This window comes from Kribbella pittospori (assembly GCF_004331465.1).
GTDB lineage: Bacteria > Actinomycetota > Actinomycetes > Propionibacteriales > Kribbellaceae > Kribbella > Kribbella pittospori.
In genome coordinates this window covers 272,109-287,803 of sequence record NZ_SJKB01000001.1, presented here as the reverse complement: position 1 = coordinate 287,803, position 15,695 = coordinate 272,109, and the positions used below count along the sequence as shown (strand labels likewise).

Here is a 15,695-nt window from a genome sequence, read left to right as displayed (position 1 = left end):
TGGTGATCAGATGGCTTGCGGGAAGTCGAAGAATCGGTGCGGGTCGTAGGCGCGCTTGATCGCTGCCAACCGCGGATAGTTGCCCGCGTGGTACGCCGATGCCCAGTCGTCGAGCGCGCTGTCGGGGAAGTTGGGGTAGACGCGGCCGGACCCATCGGCGTGTGCGGTCGCCCAGGACTCGTCGATCCAGGGATCGTCCGCGTCGGCGATGTGCTCGAGCAGGAAGCGCGTGCTGCGATGAGCGAACGCCGTCGCATTGTCGACAATCCTGTTGTAGGCCCCGCCCATTGCGGTCAAAGCTAGCTCTCGTCGGCCCGTTGGCGGTGAGAACTGGGTCAGGAGAGCCGCGATGGTGCCGTCGGCCATCGAGTCGGAGAAGAACTCCGACCTGAGCCGGGTGAGGCGTTCGGGTTCGTCGAGTGGGTCGCCGAAGGTGCTCTTCAGCTGGCCGTACGGCAGCCCGGCGCGCAGGTCAATCGTCGCGTTCGCGCCCGCCCGATCGATGAACTGCTGCATCAGCTCCCGGGTCGTCAGCTCGTCGAGCATCGACGCGCCGAAGAGTGTGGCCTGGACGGGTACGCCGGGGTCCGACACAAGGGAGAGGTTGACGGTGAGTTCGTCCGGGGCGTCCGGTGCCCAGTCTTCCCAGGCCGAGATCAGTTCGTGAAGAGCGATGCCGGACCAACGCGCCTCGATGCGGGTGGTGATCGGCTCAGGAACGGTGTCGAAACGCAGCGAGGTGACGACACCGAACTGACCACCGCCCGCACCGCGCAGGCCCCAGAAGAGATCTGGTTCGTGGTCGGCGTCGCACTCCACGACGCTGCCGTCCGCTAGTACGACCTGTGCACCGACGAGGCGATCGCAGGTCAGCCCGTACTTGCGCCCGAGCAGACCGATCCCGCCGCCGAGGGTGAGGCCTGTGACGCCGACGGTCGGACCACATCCGCCTGGCACGGTTCGGTCGTGGGCATGCAGAGCGGCGTACACCTGTGCCAGACGGGCGCCGGCTCCGATCGTGGCGATCCCGTCGGGTGCCACCGAGATGGTGTCGAGTCCGGACAGGTCGAGCACGATCCCGTCCGTCGACGATCGGCCGGCGAAGCAGTGCCCGCCGCCGCGAGGGGCGATGCGGTCCCCGGTGGTCGCGGCGTACTTGATCACGCTGACGACATCCGAGACCGAGCGGCACAGAGCCACGAGCCCGGGCCGCACGTCCCGGTAGGCGGGGTGGAACGGGCGACGGATCGCGTCGTAGCCCGTTGATTCGGGCCTGAACAGCTCACCGTCGAGTGCGTCGATCCAGTCGGTCATGAGTCCGACGCTATGACCGGCGCTCTGCCCGGGTCTTGAACGAATCGCGCACGGGTCAGACCCGGAGCGGCTGCCTCCGGGTGGCGAGGAACGGCTTGTACGACGCGGAGTGGTCGTGGCCGCACATGCACCGGTCGACGGTGCCGCCGAGTGGCTGGCTCGGGTTGAGGCCGAGGAGTTGGCTCGGGGTGAGGCCGGTCAGGCGGAGGCATTCCCGGCTGAGGTGCGCTTGGTCGGCGTACCCGGCGTCGATCGCCAGTCCCGCCGTACCGTCCGCACCAAGCCGGCCTGTGGGGGTTGCGCCGGCCTGCGCCAGCGCGAGAAACCCCTGGAACCGCAAGGTCCGTTGGAGCACCTTGGGGCTCATCCCCACCGCATGCAGGCACCGACGACGCAGCTGGCTAGCTGAGAGCGCCAGATGGTTGGCCAGCGTGTCGATGTTGAGCGGCCGCCACGGCATCAACGCCTGCACCGCCTCACCCACCAACGGATCCACGCGCACCGCAGTCCGAAACTCCTGCAGCAGGTGGGCCTGCAAGAACATCAACGCCCGCTCGGGCGTCGCAGCCCGAGCGATCGCCTCAACAAGCCGGTCCTCCAGACTCCCCCACAAGTCCGCGAGGCCCACACGCTGATCCACCAGGTCATCCAGCACCGTCGGCAAGGGCGGCGCCGTCCCCGGATGGAACCGCACGCCCACGATCGTCGTGTGCGCCGGAATGACCTCAACCTCCGGCCCGGTCAGCGGCCCCACCAACTGCGGCCGCCCCCCAATCGGAAAGTGAATCTCCACGCCCCCGGTCGGCAAATGCCGCTGCACGTACGCCGCTTCGCCGGTCCGCTGAATCCAAACCGTCCGCACCACCCCCGCCAACCCAGGCAACGGCGGCCGCTCAACGTACGACTCCACACCCGCCATCCTGGCACTGAACCGGCCAACCCCACCCACCGTCAAGCCCTTCGAACAGCGTGCATGCCCAGGAAGCCATGACCTCGACGCAGCCAAAACCGCGTCCATCACAGAACCCCCAAGCCCAAACAACTTCCTGACCGAAGCCTGCCCTTTCAGGCACCAGTTGGGCCGGAGGTGCAAGCAACAGCCGCCGCGGAGGGCCTATCCTCCCCGACGATCAGATCTGTTCCGCCGAGCACTTCCGGCGGTGTGACGAGCCGCGCCCGCCGAAGGCGCCAAGGCAACAACCGCGGCCGAAGGCCGTGTCGTTTGTTAGCCGCCGGAGACGCCTAGTTCGGCTTCGGCTAGGTCGGCGGTCAGGCCGTCGGTGTCGTCGAGCCAGCCTTGTGGGAGGACGATGTGGTCGCGGGGACTGCCTTGGCGACCTCGGGGTGCACCGAGTTCGGCGACCGGGAACGGGACAGTCGGGTCGAGCTGGGACAGCAACTCGTCCAGCTGCGCCAACGACTCAACCATGCCAAGCGCGGCGCGGAGTTCACCGCCGGCCGGGAAGCCCTTCAGGTACCACGGGACGTGCTTCCGGAAGTCCCGCAGACCCCGCGGCTCCCCCATCAAGTCAGCCAGCAGCTCACCATGCCGGCGCATCACAACAGCAACCTCACCGAGGGTCGGCAGATTTAGCGCCTCCCCACCCGAGAACGCAACCGCCAGGTCCCGGAACAACCACGGCCGACCAAGGCATCCACGCCCAACGATGACCCCAGCGCACCCAGTCTCCGCGACCATCCGCAACGCGTCGCCGGCCTCCCAGATGTCACCGTTCCCAAGCACAGGGATACCAACGTGCTCCACCAGCGCAGCGATCGCCGACCAGTCCGCCTGACCCGAGTACGCCTGCGCCGCCGTACGCCCGTGCAACCCGATCGCCGCAGCCCCCGAGTCCTCCGCGATCCGACCGGCGTCGAGATACGTCTGGTGGTCAGTGTCGATACCGATCCGAGTCTTCATCGTGACCGGTACGCCGTACGGAGTCGCGGCGTGGACCGCGGAGCGCAGGATCGCGCCGAGCAGGTTGCGCTTCCACGGCAGCGCGGCGCCGCCGCCCTTGCGGGTCACCTTCGGCACCGGACACCCGAAGTTCAGATCAATGTGCGCAACCCCATAGGAATCACACAACACCTGCACGGCACGGCCGATGTACGTTGGATCGACGCCGTACAACTGCACCGAGCGGACGGCCTCACGCTCGTCGAACGTGAGCATGTCGAGCGATTTCTGGTCACCCTCGACGATCCCGCGCGACGTGATCATCTCGCACACGTACAGCCCGGCGCCCTGCTCCGCACAGAGTCTCCGGTACGCCGCATTGGTGATGCCGGCCATCGGCGCCAGCACCACGGGTGTGTCGATCGTGAGGTTGCCCAGTTGCAGCATGGTTCAGGCCTTCGCCACCAGCACCTGGCCGTTGCCGGAGATCTGCGCCTTGTACGGCTGGACCGCGTTCGACATCGTGGTGACGTCGCAGGCGATCGGCTCGCCGGAATGCTTGACCACGGCAACATCAGCCATCGTGCAGGTCACCTTGGCCGCATCGGGCGCCGTACGCAGCACCGCGTCCACGACCTTCGCCTTCACGATCGCGACCGAGTCGGAGGTGAACTTGTACGACGCCGAGTACTGCTTCGCGTCGACCGTCAGCGTCCCGGTGTACGGCTTCCCGCCATACCTGACGGTGCACGTCAACGAGTGATTGCCAGGCTTCTCCACGTCCTCGATGCCCGGGCACTTCACAGTGGTGGTGGCGGACTTGCCGGCCGCGATCTGTGCCTGCTTGGCGATCGCGAACCGGATCCGGTCGGCCAGCGGTGCGTCGCTCGCCGGCTCGCCGGTCACCTTCGGCGTCGGCCACGGCTTCGACGGCGTCGGCAGCGGGGTCAGCGCCGGCGTGGACGCGGTCGGGATCGGCGAGTTCGAGCTTGCCGGGGGCGTCGACGGAGCAGGGCTGTCGTCGGCCGCCTGCGGCTTGGAGTCCGAGCATGCTGCCAGCACGAACACCATCACCGCGGACAGGCCGAAGACCGTCAGTCCGAAGCGCACGTGCTCACGCCCGAGGAACCGCCGAGCGGCCATGTCAGCAGCCGACCAGGTGCTGGGCGAGGTAGCCGGTGACCTCGGTGAGGGCCACCCGTTCCTGTTTCATCGAGTCGCGCTCCCGGATCGTCACGGCCTGGTCGTCGAGGGTGTCGAAGTCGACGGTGATGCAGTACGGCGTACCGATCTCGTCCTGCCGGCGGTAGCGGCGGCCGATCGCACCGGCGTCGTCGAAGTCGACGTTCCAGTTCTTCCGCAGTTCGGCGGCCAGGTCCTTCGCCTTCGGGGACAGCTCGGCGTTGCGCGACAGCGGCAGTACGGCGGCCTTCACCGGCGCGAGCCGCGGGTCGAACCGCAGCACCGTGCGCTTGTCCACGCCACCCTTCGCGTTCGGCGCCTCGTCCTCGGTGTAGGCGTCGAGCAGGAACGCGAGCACGTTGCGGGTCAGGCCGGCCGCCGGCTCGATCACGTACGGCGTCCAGCGCTCGCCCTTCTCCTGGTCGAAGTACGACAGGTCGGCACCGGACTGCTTGGAGTGGGTGGACAGGTCGAAGTCGAACCGGTTCGCGATGCCCTCGAGCTCGTCGAACTCCTTGCCGCCGAAGTTGAACTTGTACTCGATGTCGACGGTGCGCTTCGAGTAGTGGCTGAGCTTCTCCTTCGGGTGCTCGTAGAACCGCATGTTGTCCGGGTTCAGCCCGAGGCCGACGTACCAGTCCCAGCGCGTCTTCAGCCAGTACTCGTGCCACTGTTCGTCCGAGCCCGGGACGACGAAGAACTCCATCTCCATCTGCTCGAACTCGCGGGTCCGGAAGATGAAGTTGCCCGGAGTGATCTCGTTGCGGAAGCTCTTGCCGACCTGGGCGATGCCGAACGGCGGCTTCTTCCGGGCGGTGCCCATCACGTTCGCGAAGTTGATGAAGATGCCCTGCGCGGTCTCCGGCCGAAGGTAGTGCAGCCCCTCCTCGGACTCGACCGGGCCGAGGTAGGTCTTCAGCAAACCATTGAACATCCGTGGCTCGGTGAACGTGCCCTTGTTACCGCAGTTCGGGCAGGCGATCTCGGCCAGCTTGACGTCGTCGGCGTCCTTGTTCTTCCGCCGCGCGTAGTCCTCGCGCAGGTGGTCGTCGCGGAACCGTTTGTGGCAGGACTGGCACTCGGTCAGCGGGTCGACGAACTCGGACAGGTGCCCGGACGCCTCCCAGACCTTGGTCGGCAGGATCACCGACGAGTCCAGGCCGACGATGTCGTCACGACTCGTCACCATCGCCCGCCACCACTGGGTCCGGACGTTGTTCTTCAGCTCCACACCCAGCGGCCCGTAGTCCCAGGCCGACTTGGTTCCGCCGTAGATCTCGCCGCAGGGGTACACGAAGCCTCTCCGCTTGCTGAGGCTGACGACGGCATCGACGGTTTCCACGGGCACTTTTCGACTCCAGATAACGGGCACAGGTTGCGGTACGAAGGGTCCAGGCTATCGGTCCAGGGTGGCCACCGTCGCATCCGGCCGAACGACCGCTGCTACGGCAGGAACTCGGGTACGTCGTCGTACGCGGTGGGCTCGTCGATCGCCTGGGACAGCAGCGGGACGGCGGCCAGTTTCACCTCGTACGGCGACAGTGCGCGACGGTAACTGCCGATGTTCTCCCATTCCATCGTCAAGGCGAGCAGTTCCGGGTCGTCCGCGTTCCGCCCGGCCCGGGCGGCGACGAACCCCTTCTGCTTCCCCAGCACCTCGACCGCACCCCGTAGCCGCTCGAAAAACTCCGGCTGCTCCCCTGGTTCCACCCGGAACCTGATCACCACGAACACAGGGTCCACCATAAGACCTGGAACAATGGGTGGATGAGTTCCCCCAGCGGTCAGCCGGCGAGTCCGCTCCGGCAGCGGATCACGAAGTTCAGTTACCCGTACGTGGCGAAGCTGCACGGGATGCCCACCCTTACCCTCCCCGCCATCACGCTGGTGCTCGCCCTGGCCGGAGTCTTCGCTCCGGTGGTGATCGCCGTCCCGGCGCTGATCCTGCTCGCGCTGCTGCTGGCCTGGCTCGGGTTCCTGTCCTGGCCCGCCGTCAGCACCGGCCCGCGGTTCCTGCGCGTGTTCTCGATCCTGATCATCCTGCTCTTCGCGGTGTCCAAGGTCGCCAGCAGCTGACCCAAGGCCGTTGCCCCAGGCACCTTCTTGCCAGGCTGAGCTCAGCCTGATGCCTCGAGTCCCAAGCCCAGCAGGCGTTTGCGGAGGCAACCGAGTTCGACAGCGATCCGTTCGGCCAGTTTCTCCTGTGTCCGTGGCATATGCGGCCACGTGTAGACCTCCGACTCCAGATGGTGCGTCAACGGGTGACCACCACCGACAAGGCGGTTCAAGCAGTCGTCGAGTACGCCGTTCGTCCCGGTGAGCGGAGGCGGCAACGCCTTGTGCACAGGGACATGCGCATGCATCCGCCACGCCGCATGACCCGACAACTGGTAGGCCAGCTCGACGTCGTCAACACCGGGACCGCACCACTCCCGAACCTGACGCAGGTATTTCGGATCGCCCAGCTTCGCGAGCGCTCGACGCCCCGCGTAGTCGGACGGATCCACGAGCTGGGGCGCCGCGGACAGCTGCGCCTTCACCACATCGATGCCCGCTCGCCACAACGTTTCGAACGCACGATCGGGTTCCTCGAACTGCACGGCGAGATGGCAGGTATCGAATCCCAGTCCGATCGCCGATCCCCCGGCGTACGGGCCGGCGTAGCGGCTGAGCCAGGCGGCGGCCTGACCGAGCATCTCCAGGACGCAGCCCGGTTCGGGCTCGACGGCGATCCGGATCCGGCGGCCCGTGCGCGCCTCCGTCCGGGCGAGATGGCGCTCGACCCGGTCGAAAGCCTCCCGCGCCGCGGTGTTCCGGGCCTTGGACCACGGCACTCGCCACGCCAGCGGCAGCGTCGAGATCGAGCCGTACGCCGCATCGTCCGGCAGCAACTCGGCCAGGACATCGACCAGGTCAAGGGTGTAGCGGAGCCGCTCGGGATCGGTCCAGTCCGGGCAGTAGACCTTGGTGCCGACGATCTCCTCGGTGAAGAAGCTGTGCGGGATCCCGTTCAACGTGACGACTTCGAGCCGGTTGCGACCGAGCGTCCGGCGCAGCCTGTTCAGCGCTGCCGGCGAGTTCGCCAATCGATCGGCCAGCGCGCTCGGGAACCAGAGACCGACACCGAGCACCGCCACATCCAAGTCCTTGCGAACCAAGGACGCGCAGCCGTCGAGACCGGCGATCACGCCGTCCAGATCGCCGGCCGGATGGACGTTCGCGCTGTACCCCAGGTGGACGGCCGAACCGTCGCGATGCCGAAATCTCATCAGCACTCCTCACCCCGATGCAGCCACGGAAGGTACTTGCACGCGGACTCTCCGTGACCTATTCAGCACTCTAGGAGCCCCTTGCTCCCGGGGGAAGAGGATGGTGCGCGACTATGCCGGTTCGTGAAGAAGTTCGGGCTCGGTCGAGATCAGGTCGCGGGAACGGTCGGCCACCGCCATCGCGGCCAGGGCCGTCGTGAGCGGGACCGCGGCGATGATGCCGAGGCTGCCGACCAGGCCGCGGACGATCTCCATCGCCACCATTTCGGTGGAGATGACGTACCGGCCGGGAACGCCCTGGATCGCGAACGTCATCAGAATCGGCAAGGCAGCACCGGCGTACGCGAGCACGAGTGTGTTGACGACCGACGCGACATGGGCGCGGCCGATCCGCAGGCCCGCGCCAACCAACTCACGCCGGGTCGCGGTCGGGTTCGCGGCGGACAGTTCCCAGACGGCCGCGGCCTGCGTGACGGTCACGTCGTCGAGTACGCCGAGCGCTCCGATGACGATGCCGGCCACCAGCAAGCCCTTCAGATCCACGCCGGGCACGAGTGCCTGCACCCCAGACGCACCCTCCGACGCCAGTCCGCTCAGTTGGCAGAACTTGGTGAAGAACCACCCGAGCAACACGGTCAGACCCAGGGCTGCGATCGTCCCGGACAACGCGATCGAACTCTCGGCATTGATCCCATGCGTGAGGAACAACGCGATCGCCATGATCACCGCGCCGCCGACGACCGCGACGACGAGTGGATTCGAGCCGTTCAGGATCGCGGGCAGGATGAACTGGGTGAGAGTCACCGCGGTCACCGCCAACGCGATCAACGCCGCGAAGCCCCGCCACCTCGACAGCGCCACCACCGCGACTGCGAAGATCGCGGCCAGCAGGAGCAGCGGCATCGTCCGGTCGTGGTCGACGTACTGGTAGCGCTGCTCGAGCGGAGCACCTTTCTGAATACCGAGCATCAGGGACTGCCCGACCTCGATCTTCAGCGGAGCCTGACCGGCCTTCGGCACCTGGACCGCCACCGACTTGCCCTGGTCCGGCCCGCTGGTCACCTTCACCGTGGCCTCGTCGCACTGATCCTTCTGCTGGGCGCACGGCTTCAGCGCGGTGACCTCGCCCCTGGCCGAGTCGGTCTGGTACGACGCGACCTTCACGCCACCGCCGGGCCACATCACGATCATCGCGATCACCGCGGCCGCGAGCAGCGGCGCGAGGACCGCTGCGACCACAATGCGGACACGGCGGGCGACGATCGCATCCGAGTCGACGACCGAGGTATCGACCACGTGATCGCCGTGACCGTGACCGTGTCCATGGCCGTGCCCCTGCGGAATATCGATCTTCCGGCGCCGGTTGGGACGACGGTCGGCACGGCGGCGTCCGACGCTGCGACTGGCCATAGATGAACTCCCTGTTTTGACAATCAGTTCCAACTAAATGAAAATGATTGTCATGAGATCTCGTCTTCGTGCTGTCGTCGCCGGCGCCACCGCCCTGGCTGCTGTCACTCTGGCCGGGTGCGGCGGTTCGTCCGCCAGCGGCTCTGCTGACGGCAAGCTCGACGTCGTGACATCGTTCTACCCGCTCGAGTTCATCGCCCGGACAGTGGGGGGCGATGCGGTGCACGTGACCACGCTGACCGCTCCTGGTGTCGAGCCGCACGACCTCGAACTCACCCCCAAGCAGGTCGGCACGATCGCGACCGCCAAGCTCGTCGTCTACGAGAAGAACCTGCAGCCGGCCGTCGACGAGGCGGTCGAGCAGAACGCCAAGGACGCCGGCTTCGACGTCGTCCCGGCGGCAAAGCTGGAGGCGACCGGCGCCGACTTCGAGGAGCACGACGAGACCCAGGGCGCGGCTACGCCAGGGGGAACCACCCAGCCCGCCGCCTACACCGAAGAGGCGCTCGACCCCCACTTCTGGCTGGATCCGATCCGGTACGCCGACGTGGTCAAGGCAGTCACCGACAAGCTGGTCGCCACCGACAGCGCGAACGCGGCGGGCTACCAGGAGCGGTCCAAGGCCCTGCTCGCCGACATCGCCAAGCTCGACACCGACTACAAGACCGGCCTGGCCAACTGCCGGCTCAAGACCTTCGTGACCAGCCACGAGGCCTTTGCGTACCTCGCGAAGCGATACGGTCTGACGATGGTCGGCATCGCCGGGTTCACCCCGGACGCCGAGCCGACCCCGGCCCGGATCAAGGAGGTCCAGGACATCGTGAGGGCACAGAAGGTGACCACGATCTTCTACGAGGAACTGGTCAGCCCGAAGGTGGCCGAGACGATCGCCCGTGACGTCGGCGTGCAGACCGCCGTACTGAGCCCGATCGAGGGCCTGTCCGACGCGAACTCGCAGGAGACGTACCTGACCCTGATGCGGGAGAACCTGCAGGAGCTCCAGAAGGCGAACAGCTGCGCGTGACATCACAACCACCGGACTCCGCACCGGCCGTCCAGGTCGCCGATCTCTCGGTCGAGCTGGGTGGCAGGCTGATCCTGCGCGGCGTCGACCTGCAGGTCCGCCAGGGCGAGGTCGTCGCTGTCCTCGGCACCAACGGCTCCGGCAAGTCCACCCTCATCCGCACGGTCGTCGGCCTGCTGCCCGCGGCCCGCGGACAGGTCCGCCTCTTCGGTACGCCGGTCCCCCGCTTCCGGCAGTGGAAGCGCATCGGGTATGTCCCTCAGCGCATCACCGCAGCAGGCGGCGTACCCGCGACTGTGTATGAAGTGGTGTCCTCCGGACTGCTGTCGCAGCGGCGGCTGTTCACAACGATGCACGCGTCCGGCAAGCGGGCAGTCGAGGACGCGCTGCGGATCGTCGACATGGCCGACCGGCGCAAGGACGCCGTGGCTGAGCTGTCCGGTGGGCAGCAGCAGCGAGTCCTGATCGCGCGAGCGCTGGTGTCCGACCCGGAGCTGCTCGTCCTGGACGAGCCGACGGCCGGAGTGGATCTGGCCAGCCAGCAGATCTTCGCCGACGCGATCCGGGACCGGGTCGCGCGCGGCACCACGGTGGTGATGGTGAGCCACGACCTCGGCCCGATGGACGCGCTGATCGACCGGTCCGTCGTCCTGCGCCGCGGCCGGATCGTGTACGACGGCCCGCCGCACGCCTCCCAGACCCACGCTCACGTCCACCACTCACACGGCGGCGACGAACCGGGGTGGCTGACCTCATGACCATGTTCCAGCTGGAGTTCATGCAGCGGGCGCTGATTGCCGGACTGCTCACTGGACTCTCCGCGCCCGCTATCGGCACGTACCTGGTGCAGCGGCGGCTGTCCCTGATGGGCGACGGCATCGGGCACATCGCGATCACCGGTGTGGCCCTTGGCCTGCTCACCGGCACCGCACCGGTGTTCACGGCGGTCATCGTCTCGATCGCAGGCGCCACAGCGATCGAGCTTGTCCGGGCCCGCGGCAAGGCCAGTGGCGACGTCGCCCTCGCTCTCCTCTTCTACGGCGGCATCGCGGGCGGTGTGCTGCTGATCGGCCTCGCCGGCCAAGGTGCAGCCACCCTGAACACCTATCTGTTCGGCTCGCTGACCACAGTCTCGTCCAGCGACCTGTACGTCGTCGTCGGACTGGCTGTGACCGTCCTGGTGGTGGCGATCGGGCTGGGACCGCAGCTGTTCGCGGTGTGCCAGGACGAGGAGTTCGCCCGGGTGACCGGACTGCGGGTTCAACTGCTCAACCTGCTCATCGCAGTGATGGCTGCTGTCACGGTGACTGTGGCGATGCGGACTGTCGGCCTGCTACTGGTGAGCGCGCTCATGGTCGTCCCGGTGGCAACGGCACAGCAGATCACCCGGTCGTTCCGCAGTACGTTCGTCACCGCGTGCGTCATCGGGGTGGTCGCCTGTCTGGCCGGCATCGTCACGTCGTACAACGCGAACGTCGCTCCGGGCGCGACCATCGTCGTACTGGCGCTGGCCGGGTTCGTGGTGGCGGCAACTGCGGGCACCCTGATCCGCCGGCGGCAGGGCCGGGTCGCGCCGCTGGCCGACGCGGAGCCGGAGGTCGGCGTACCGGTGCCGGAGCCGCATGTCGTGAGCGCCGGACACCCACATGCGCACAATCCGCAGTGCGGCCACACCAAGGTCGAGCACGACGACCACGTCGACTACGTCCACGACGGTCACCTGCACGCTGCGCACGGTGACCACTGGGATGAGCACTGACATGAATGCTGACTTGCCGACCTCTGCGAGAATTGACCCGGACCAGAGAACAGGAGGAACGGTGGCCATCGGAACACGCTCGACCCGTCAGCGCGCGGCGGTAGCGTCGGCGCTCGAGAATCTCGACGACTTCCGGACCGCCCAGGAGATCCACCAGGAACTCCGGTCCTCCGGTGAGGCAGTCGGCCTGACCACCGTCTACCGGACCCTGCAGGCGCTGGCCGACTCGCGGGAGGTCGACGTACTCCGGACTGCCGACGGCGAGACGGCGTACCGGCGCTGTTCCAAGGGCCATCACCACCACCTGGTCTGCCGTAACTGCGGCCGAACCGTCGAGGTCGAGGGGCCGGCGGTCGAGCGCTGGGCCGACAAGGTCGCGGCCGAACACGGGTACGCCGACATCAGCCACACGCTGGAGATCTTCGGCACCTGTCAGGACTGCCAGCCCTCGTCGTAGCCGCGTGACCCAGGTCACCTTTGTGTTTGAGCGCGCTCAAAGGCGTACGGTCGAAGACATGACCACGACCGACCTCACCGCCCGGGAACGATGGCAGGCGATCGCCGCTCATCACCAGGGCCCGGAGCCGATCGACGCGGACCTGTTCTGTCTGCTCGATCTGCCCACGGACCTGCCCGAGCGGCTGCCGATCGCCGAGGCGGCCGAGGTCACGGCGCTGACTGCGCACACACTGCGGTACTACGAGCGGATCGGGCTGGTCCGGGTCGGACGCGACGAGGCCGGCCACCGCAGCTACGACCGGCGGGCGCTGGCCCGGATCGTGCTGATCACCAGGCTGCGGGTGTCCGGCATGCCGGTCGCCACGATCAGCCACTACGTGGACCTGGTCGAGCAGGGTGAGCACACCGAGCCACAACGGCTCGCCCTGATGCAGGACCACCGGGCCAAGATCCAGCAGCAGCTGAGCGATCTGCAACTCGCGCTCGCGGTGACCGACTACAAGATCTCCGTGTACGGCGGCAGCGCCACCTAGTACATCCCCTTTCGCCGGACCGGCGGACCCGCTCGAGGTCCGTCGGCGGGCGGAGCCATGCCAACTGATGGAGCAGAAAATGAATCTGGGAAGCAGCGGAGCCGAAGTCAGCCGGATCGGATTGGGCTGCATGGGAATGAGTTTCGCGTACGGCGAGACCGACGACACCGAGTCGGTCGCGACCCTGCACCGCGCCCTGGACCTCGGCATCACCTTCCTCGACACCGCCGACCTGTACGGGTTCGGTGCGAACGAGGAACTGGTCGGCCGGGCCATCGCGGACCGCCGGGACGAGGTGTTCCTGGCGACCAAGTTCGGCATCGTCGGCAACCCGCTCAAAGACAAGGTGCGCGGTGTGAACGGATCGCCCGAGTACGTGCGGTCCTCGATCGACGCATCACTGACCCGGCTCGGCACCGACCACGTGGAGCTGTACTACCAGCACCGCGCGGACCCCGACGTACCGATCGAGGAGACGGTCGGCGCGATGGCCGAGCTGGTCGCGGCCGGGAAGGTACGGTACCTCGGTCTGTCGGAGGCGTCCGCGGACACGATCCGGCGGGCGCACGCCGTACACCCGATCACGGCGGTGCAGTCGGAGTGGTCGCTGTTCAGCCGCGACATCGAGGAGTCGGTGCTGCCGGTCTGTCGTGAGCTCGGGATCGGGCTCGTGCCGTACTCGCCACTCGGTCGCGGGCTGCTGACCGGTGCGCTGCCGGCTGACCTCGCGGACGACGACTTCCGGCGTACTCTCCCCCGCTTCAACGACCAGAACCTGGAGACGAACCTGGCGCTGGTGGAGCAGGTCCGCGCGATCGCGGCGTCGTACGAGGCGACTCCGGGGCAGGTGGCGCTCGCCTGGGTGCTTGCGCAGGGCAACGACGTCGTGCCGATCCCGGGGACGAAGCGGCGCCGCTACCTGGAGGAGAACTGGGCCGCGGTCGATCTGAAGCTGTCCGCGGACGACCTCGCCTCGCTGTCGGAGCTGACCCCGGCGGGCACCCGGTACCCGGACATGAGCTGGGTCGGCCGCAGTACTGCCCCGCTGGACTGATAAACTTCTTCGCAGTAAGCCTTCCGTACCGGATCTCGTTCCGGCGGGAGGCTTTTCTGCGTTCTGATTCCTTTTGCTGCTGGGTGAGGAGACCGATGTTCGTACGACGTAGCACCGCCGAGGACCGAGTGGTGCTGGAGCGGTTGTGGCTGATGTTCCGGCATGACATGTCCGAGTTCCAGGGGCAGCTGCCTCTGCCGGACGGCGGCTACCGGAGCGCGTGGCTGGAGAAGGTCCTGACCGGGGATCCGGACTGGGCGGGCTACGTGTTCTTCAACGGCGAGAGCCCGATCGGCTTCTGCTTCATGCGGGCGCTGACCCAACCGGTGCGGGTGCTGAACGCCTTCTTCATGGTGCGGCCGATGCGGCGGAACGGACTGGGCCTTCGCGCTGTCCAGGAGGTGCTCGCGCACCACCCTGGACCGTGCGACGTCGCGTTCCAGGACAACAACGAGAAGGCCGTCCGGTTCTGGCAGCGGGTCGCCACCGAGTTCTCCGGCGATGCCTGGACCAAGGAACACCGGCCGATCCAGGGCAAGCCCGAGACGACTCCGGACGCCTGGATCTCGTTCAAGGTCTAGAACACGACCACCGAGCGCAGTACGTCGCCGTGGTGCATCTTGGTGAAGGCGGCCTCCACGTCGTCCAGGGCGATCGTCTCGGAGACGAAGCGGTCCAGCGGCAGCCGGCCCTGCAGGTGGAGGTCGATCAGCAGCGGGAAGTCCCGGGTCGGCAGGCAGTCGCCGTACCAGCTCGACTTGAGTGAACCGCCGCGGCCGAAGAAGTCGAGCAGAGGCATGTCGAGCGTCATGTCCGGCGTGGGTACGCCGACCAGTACGACGGTGCCGGCCAGGTCGCGGGCGTAGAACGACTGCTTCCAGGTCTCGGGCCGGCCGACCGCGTCGATCACCACGTCCGCACCGAACCCACCGGTCAGCTCCTGGACCGCCTCGACGACCCCGTCGTGGTCGAGGTCCTTGGAGTTGATCGCGTGGGTCGCACCCAGTTCCCGGGCCACCGCGAGCTTGCGCTCGTCGATGTCGAGGGCAATCACCTTCGCCGCGCCCGCGAGCCGGGCGCCGACCACGGCCGCCGTACCGACGCCGCCGCAACCGATCACGGCGACGGTGTCACCGCGGCCGACGTTCCCGGTGTTGATCGCGGCGCCGAGGCCGGCCATCACGCCGCAGCCGAGCAGGCCGGCTACCTCGGCCTTGGCGGCCGGGTCGACCTTGGTGCACTGGCCGGCCGCGACGAGGGTCTTCTCGGCGAACGCGCCGATGCCGAGCGCCGGGCTCAGCTCGGTGCCGTCCTTGAGCGTCATCTTCTGCTTGGCATTGTGGGTGTTGAAGCAATACCACGGACGCCCGCGCAGGCAGGCCCGGCAGTTGCCGCAGACGGCCCGCCAGTTCAGTACGACGAAGTCGCCGGGCTCGACGTCGGTGACACCCTCGCCGACCGACTCCACCACGCCTGCCGCCTCATGACCGAGCAGGAACGGGAAGTCGTCGTTGATGCCACCCTCCCGGTAGTGCAGGTCCGTGTGGCAGACACCACACGCCTGGATCTTCACCACCGCCTCGCCCGGGCCGGGATCGGGGATCGTGATCTCCTCGATCGACACCGGATTACCCTTGCCTGCCGCCACCACTCCACGCACCGTCTGAGCCATGCCCCAGACGCTAACCGGCCGAGGGCGATCCCGTCAGCCCCCCTCCGCGTGTCCACCGGTCGGGGGACACGGGGTCCGCCGGGTGACGCTCCCGGGGGACGGGGTGCGGACGGGAAGGT

At 67.6% G+C, this 15,695-nt stretch carries 17 protein-coding genes; 8 read left to right on the top strand and 9 right to left on the bottom strand.

The window, feature by feature from the left end; genetic code table 11:
* Positions 1 to 6: 6 nt before the first annotated feature.
* From E0H73_RS01415 to E0H73_RS01390, 6 genes are all read right to left on the bottom strand, one after another.
* Positions 7 to 1,314: an FAD-binding oxidoreductase gene (locus E0H73_RS01415; RefSeq protein ID WP_131350165.1), complete on the bottom strand. Its 1,308-nt coding sequence runs from the start codon at positions 1,312 to 1,314 to the stop codon at positions 7 to 9.
* Between the two features lie 55 nt (positions 1,315 to 1,369).
* Positions 1,370 to 2,224, bottom strand: a complete 855-nt coding sequence (locus E0H73_RS01410) for a helix-turn-helix domain-containing protein (protein WP_165555449.1) — start codon at positions 2,222 to 2,224, stop codon at positions 1,370 to 1,372.
* A gap of 315 nt (positions 2,225 to 2,539) precedes the next feature.
* Positions 2,540 to 3,661, bottom strand: coding sequence for a tRNA dihydrouridine synthase DusB (gene dusB, locus E0H73_RS01405; protein WP_131350161.1), 1,122 nt, complete (start codon positions 3,659 to 3,661; stop codon positions 2,540 to 2,542).
* A gap of 3 nt (positions 3,662 to 3,664) precedes the next feature.
* Positions 3,665 to 4,357: a hypothetical protein gene (locus tag E0H73_RS01400; RefSeq protein WP_131350159.1), complete on the bottom strand. Its 693-nt coding sequence runs from the start codon at positions 4,355 to 4,357 to the stop codon at positions 3,665 to 3,667.
* Position 4,358: 1 nt separating this feature from the next.
* Positions 4,359 to 5,744, bottom strand: a complete 1,386-nt coding sequence (locus E0H73_RS01395) for a glycine--tRNA ligase (protein WP_131350157.1) — start codon at positions 5,742 to 5,744, stop codon at positions 4,359 to 4,361.
* Positions 5,745 to 5,839: 95 nt separating this feature from the next.
* Entirely contained in the window at positions 5,840 to 6,124 is a 285-nt protein-coding gene (locus E0H73_RS01390) for an antibiotic biosynthesis monooxygenase family protein (RefSeq protein WP_238163747.1), read from the bottom strand.
* 39 nt (positions 6,125 to 6,163) lie between these two features.
* On the opposite strand from E0H73_RS01390, the gene E0H73_RS01385 reads away from it, so the two are divergent.
* Positions 6,164 to 6,472, top strand: coding sequence for a DUF6703 family protein (locus E0H73_RS01385; RefSeq protein WP_131350152.1), 309 nt, complete (start codon positions 6,164 to 6,166; stop codon positions 6,470 to 6,472).
* A gap of 41 nt (positions 6,473 to 6,513) precedes the next feature.
* Here the strand turns inward: E0H73_RS01385 and eboE are convergent, their stop codons facing one another.
* Both eboE and E0H73_RS01375 read right to left on the bottom strand, forming a co-directional pair.
* The gene (eboE, locus tag E0H73_RS01380) at positions 6,514 to 7,665 is read right to left on the bottom strand and encodes a metabolite traffic protein EboE (RefSeq protein WP_131350150.1); all 1,152 of its coding nucleotides are present in this window, start codon (positions 7,663 to 7,665) and stop codon (positions 6,514 to 6,516) included.
* Between the two features lie 111 nt (positions 7,666 to 7,776).
* The gene (locus E0H73_RS01375) at positions 7,777 to 9,075 is read right to left on the bottom strand and encodes a YibE/F family protein (RefSeq protein ID WP_131350148.1); all 1,299 of its coding nucleotides are present in this window, start codon (positions 9,073 to 9,075) and stop codon (positions 7,777 to 7,779) included.
* A gap of 52 nt (positions 9,076 to 9,127) precedes the next feature.
* Between E0H73_RS01375 and E0H73_RS01370 the strand changes: the two genes are divergently transcribed.
* From E0H73_RS01370 to E0H73_RS01340, 7 genes are all read left to right on the top strand, one after another.
* Positions 9,128 to 10,099, top strand: coding sequence for a metal ABC transporter substrate-binding protein (locus tag E0H73_RS01370; RefSeq protein ID WP_131350146.1), 972 nt, complete (start codon positions 9,128 to 9,130; stop codon positions 10,097 to 10,099).
* On the top strand, positions 10,096 to 10,857 hold the full coding sequence (locus E0H73_RS01365) for a metal ABC transporter ATP-binding protein (protein ID WP_131350144.1): 762 nt from the start codon (positions 10,096 to 10,098) through the stop codon (positions 10,855 to 10,857). Before E0H73_RS01370 ends, E0H73_RS01365 begins: the two co-directional genes overlap by 4 nt.
* On the top strand, positions 10,854 to 11,858 hold the full coding sequence (locus E0H73_RS01360) for a metal ABC transporter permease (RefSeq protein WP_131350142.1): 1,005 nt from the start codon (positions 10,854 to 10,856) through the stop codon (positions 11,856 to 11,858). The genes E0H73_RS01365 and E0H73_RS01360 overlap by 4 nt, the downstream gene beginning before the upstream one ends.
* A gap of 61 nt (positions 11,859 to 11,919) precedes the next feature.
* Positions 11,920 to 12,315 (top strand): Fur family transcriptional regulator, encoded by a 396-nt coding sequence (locus tag E0H73_RS01355; protein ID WP_131350140.1) that lies wholly within the window; start codon positions 11,920 to 11,922, stop codon positions 12,313 to 12,315.
* A 58-nt stretch (positions 12,316 to 12,373) separates the two neighbouring features.
* A complete protein-coding gene (locus E0H73_RS01350) occupies positions 12,374 to 12,850 on the top strand; it encodes a MerR family transcriptional regulator (RefSeq protein ID WP_131350138.1) in 477 nt (158 codons plus the stop codon).
* Between the two features lie 79 nt (positions 12,851 to 12,929).
* Positions 12,930 to 13,904, top strand: coding sequence for an aldo/keto reductase (locus E0H73_RS01345; RefSeq protein WP_238163746.1), 975 nt, complete (start codon positions 12,930 to 12,932; stop codon positions 13,902 to 13,904).
* Positions 13,905 to 13,999: 95 nt separating this feature from the next.
* Positions 14,000 to 14,485, top strand: a complete 486-nt coding sequence (locus E0H73_RS01340; RefSeq protein ID WP_131350134.1) for a GNAT family N-acetyltransferase — start codon at positions 14,000 to 14,002, stop codon at positions 14,483 to 14,485.
* Here E0H73_RS01340 and E0H73_RS01335 read toward each other — a convergent pair.
* Positions 14,482 to 15,576 (bottom strand): S-(hydroxymethyl)mycothiol dehydrogenase, encoded by a 1,095-nt coding sequence (locus tag E0H73_RS01335; protein ID WP_131350132.1) that lies wholly within the window; start codon positions 15,574 to 15,576, stop codon positions 14,482 to 14,484. The genes E0H73_RS01340 and E0H73_RS01335 overlap by 4 nt on opposite strands.
* Positions 15,577 to 15,695: the final 119 nt, after the last annotated feature.

Coding starts and splice junctions, on each gene's coding strand:
- E0H73_RS01415 (WP_131350165.1), bottom strand. CDS start 1,314: ATGACCGACTGGATCGACGCACTCGACGGTGAGCTGTTCAGGCCCGAA.
- dusB (WP_131350161.1), bottom strand. CDS start 3,661: ATGCTGCAACTGGGCAACCTCACGATCGACACACCCGTGGTGCTGGCG.
- E0H73_RS01400 (WP_131350159.1), bottom strand. CDS start 4,357: ATGGCCGCTCGGCGGTTCCTCGGGCGTGAGCACGTGCGCTTCGGACTG.
- E0H73_RS01385 (WP_131350152.1), top strand. CDS start 6,164: ATGAGTTCCCCCAGCGGTCAGCCGGCGAGTCCGCTCCGGCAGCGGATC.
- eboE (WP_131350150.1), bottom strand. CDS start 7,665: ATGAGATTTCGGCATCGCGACGGTTCGGCCGTCCACCTGGGGTACAGC.
- E0H73_RS01375 (WP_131350148.1), bottom strand. CDS start 9,075: ATGGCCAGTCGCAGCGTCGGACGCCGCCGTGCCGACCGTCGTCCCAAC.
- E0H73_RS01370 (WP_131350146.1), top strand. CDS start 9,128: ATGAGATCTCGTCTTCGTGCTGTCGTCGCCGGCGCCACCGCCCTGGCT.
- E0H73_RS01360 (WP_131350142.1), top strand. CDS start 10,854: ATGACCATGTTCCAGCTGGAGTTCATGCAGCGGGCGCTGATTGCCGGA.
- E0H73_RS01350 (WP_131350138.1), top strand. CDS start 12,374: ATGACCACGACCGACCTCACCGCCCGGGAACGATGGCAGGCGATCGCC.
- E0H73_RS01345 (WP_238163746.1), top strand. CDS start 12,930: ATGAATCTGGGAAGCAGCGGAGCCGAAGTCAGCCGGATCGGATTGGGC.
- E0H73_RS01340 (WP_131350134.1), top strand. CDS start 14,000: ATGTTCGTACGACGTAGCACCGCCGAGGACCGAGTGGTGCTGGAGCGG.
- E0H73_RS01335 (WP_131350132.1), bottom strand. CDS start 15,576: ATGGCTCAGACGGTGCGTGGAGTGGTGGCGGCAGGCAAGGGTAATCCG.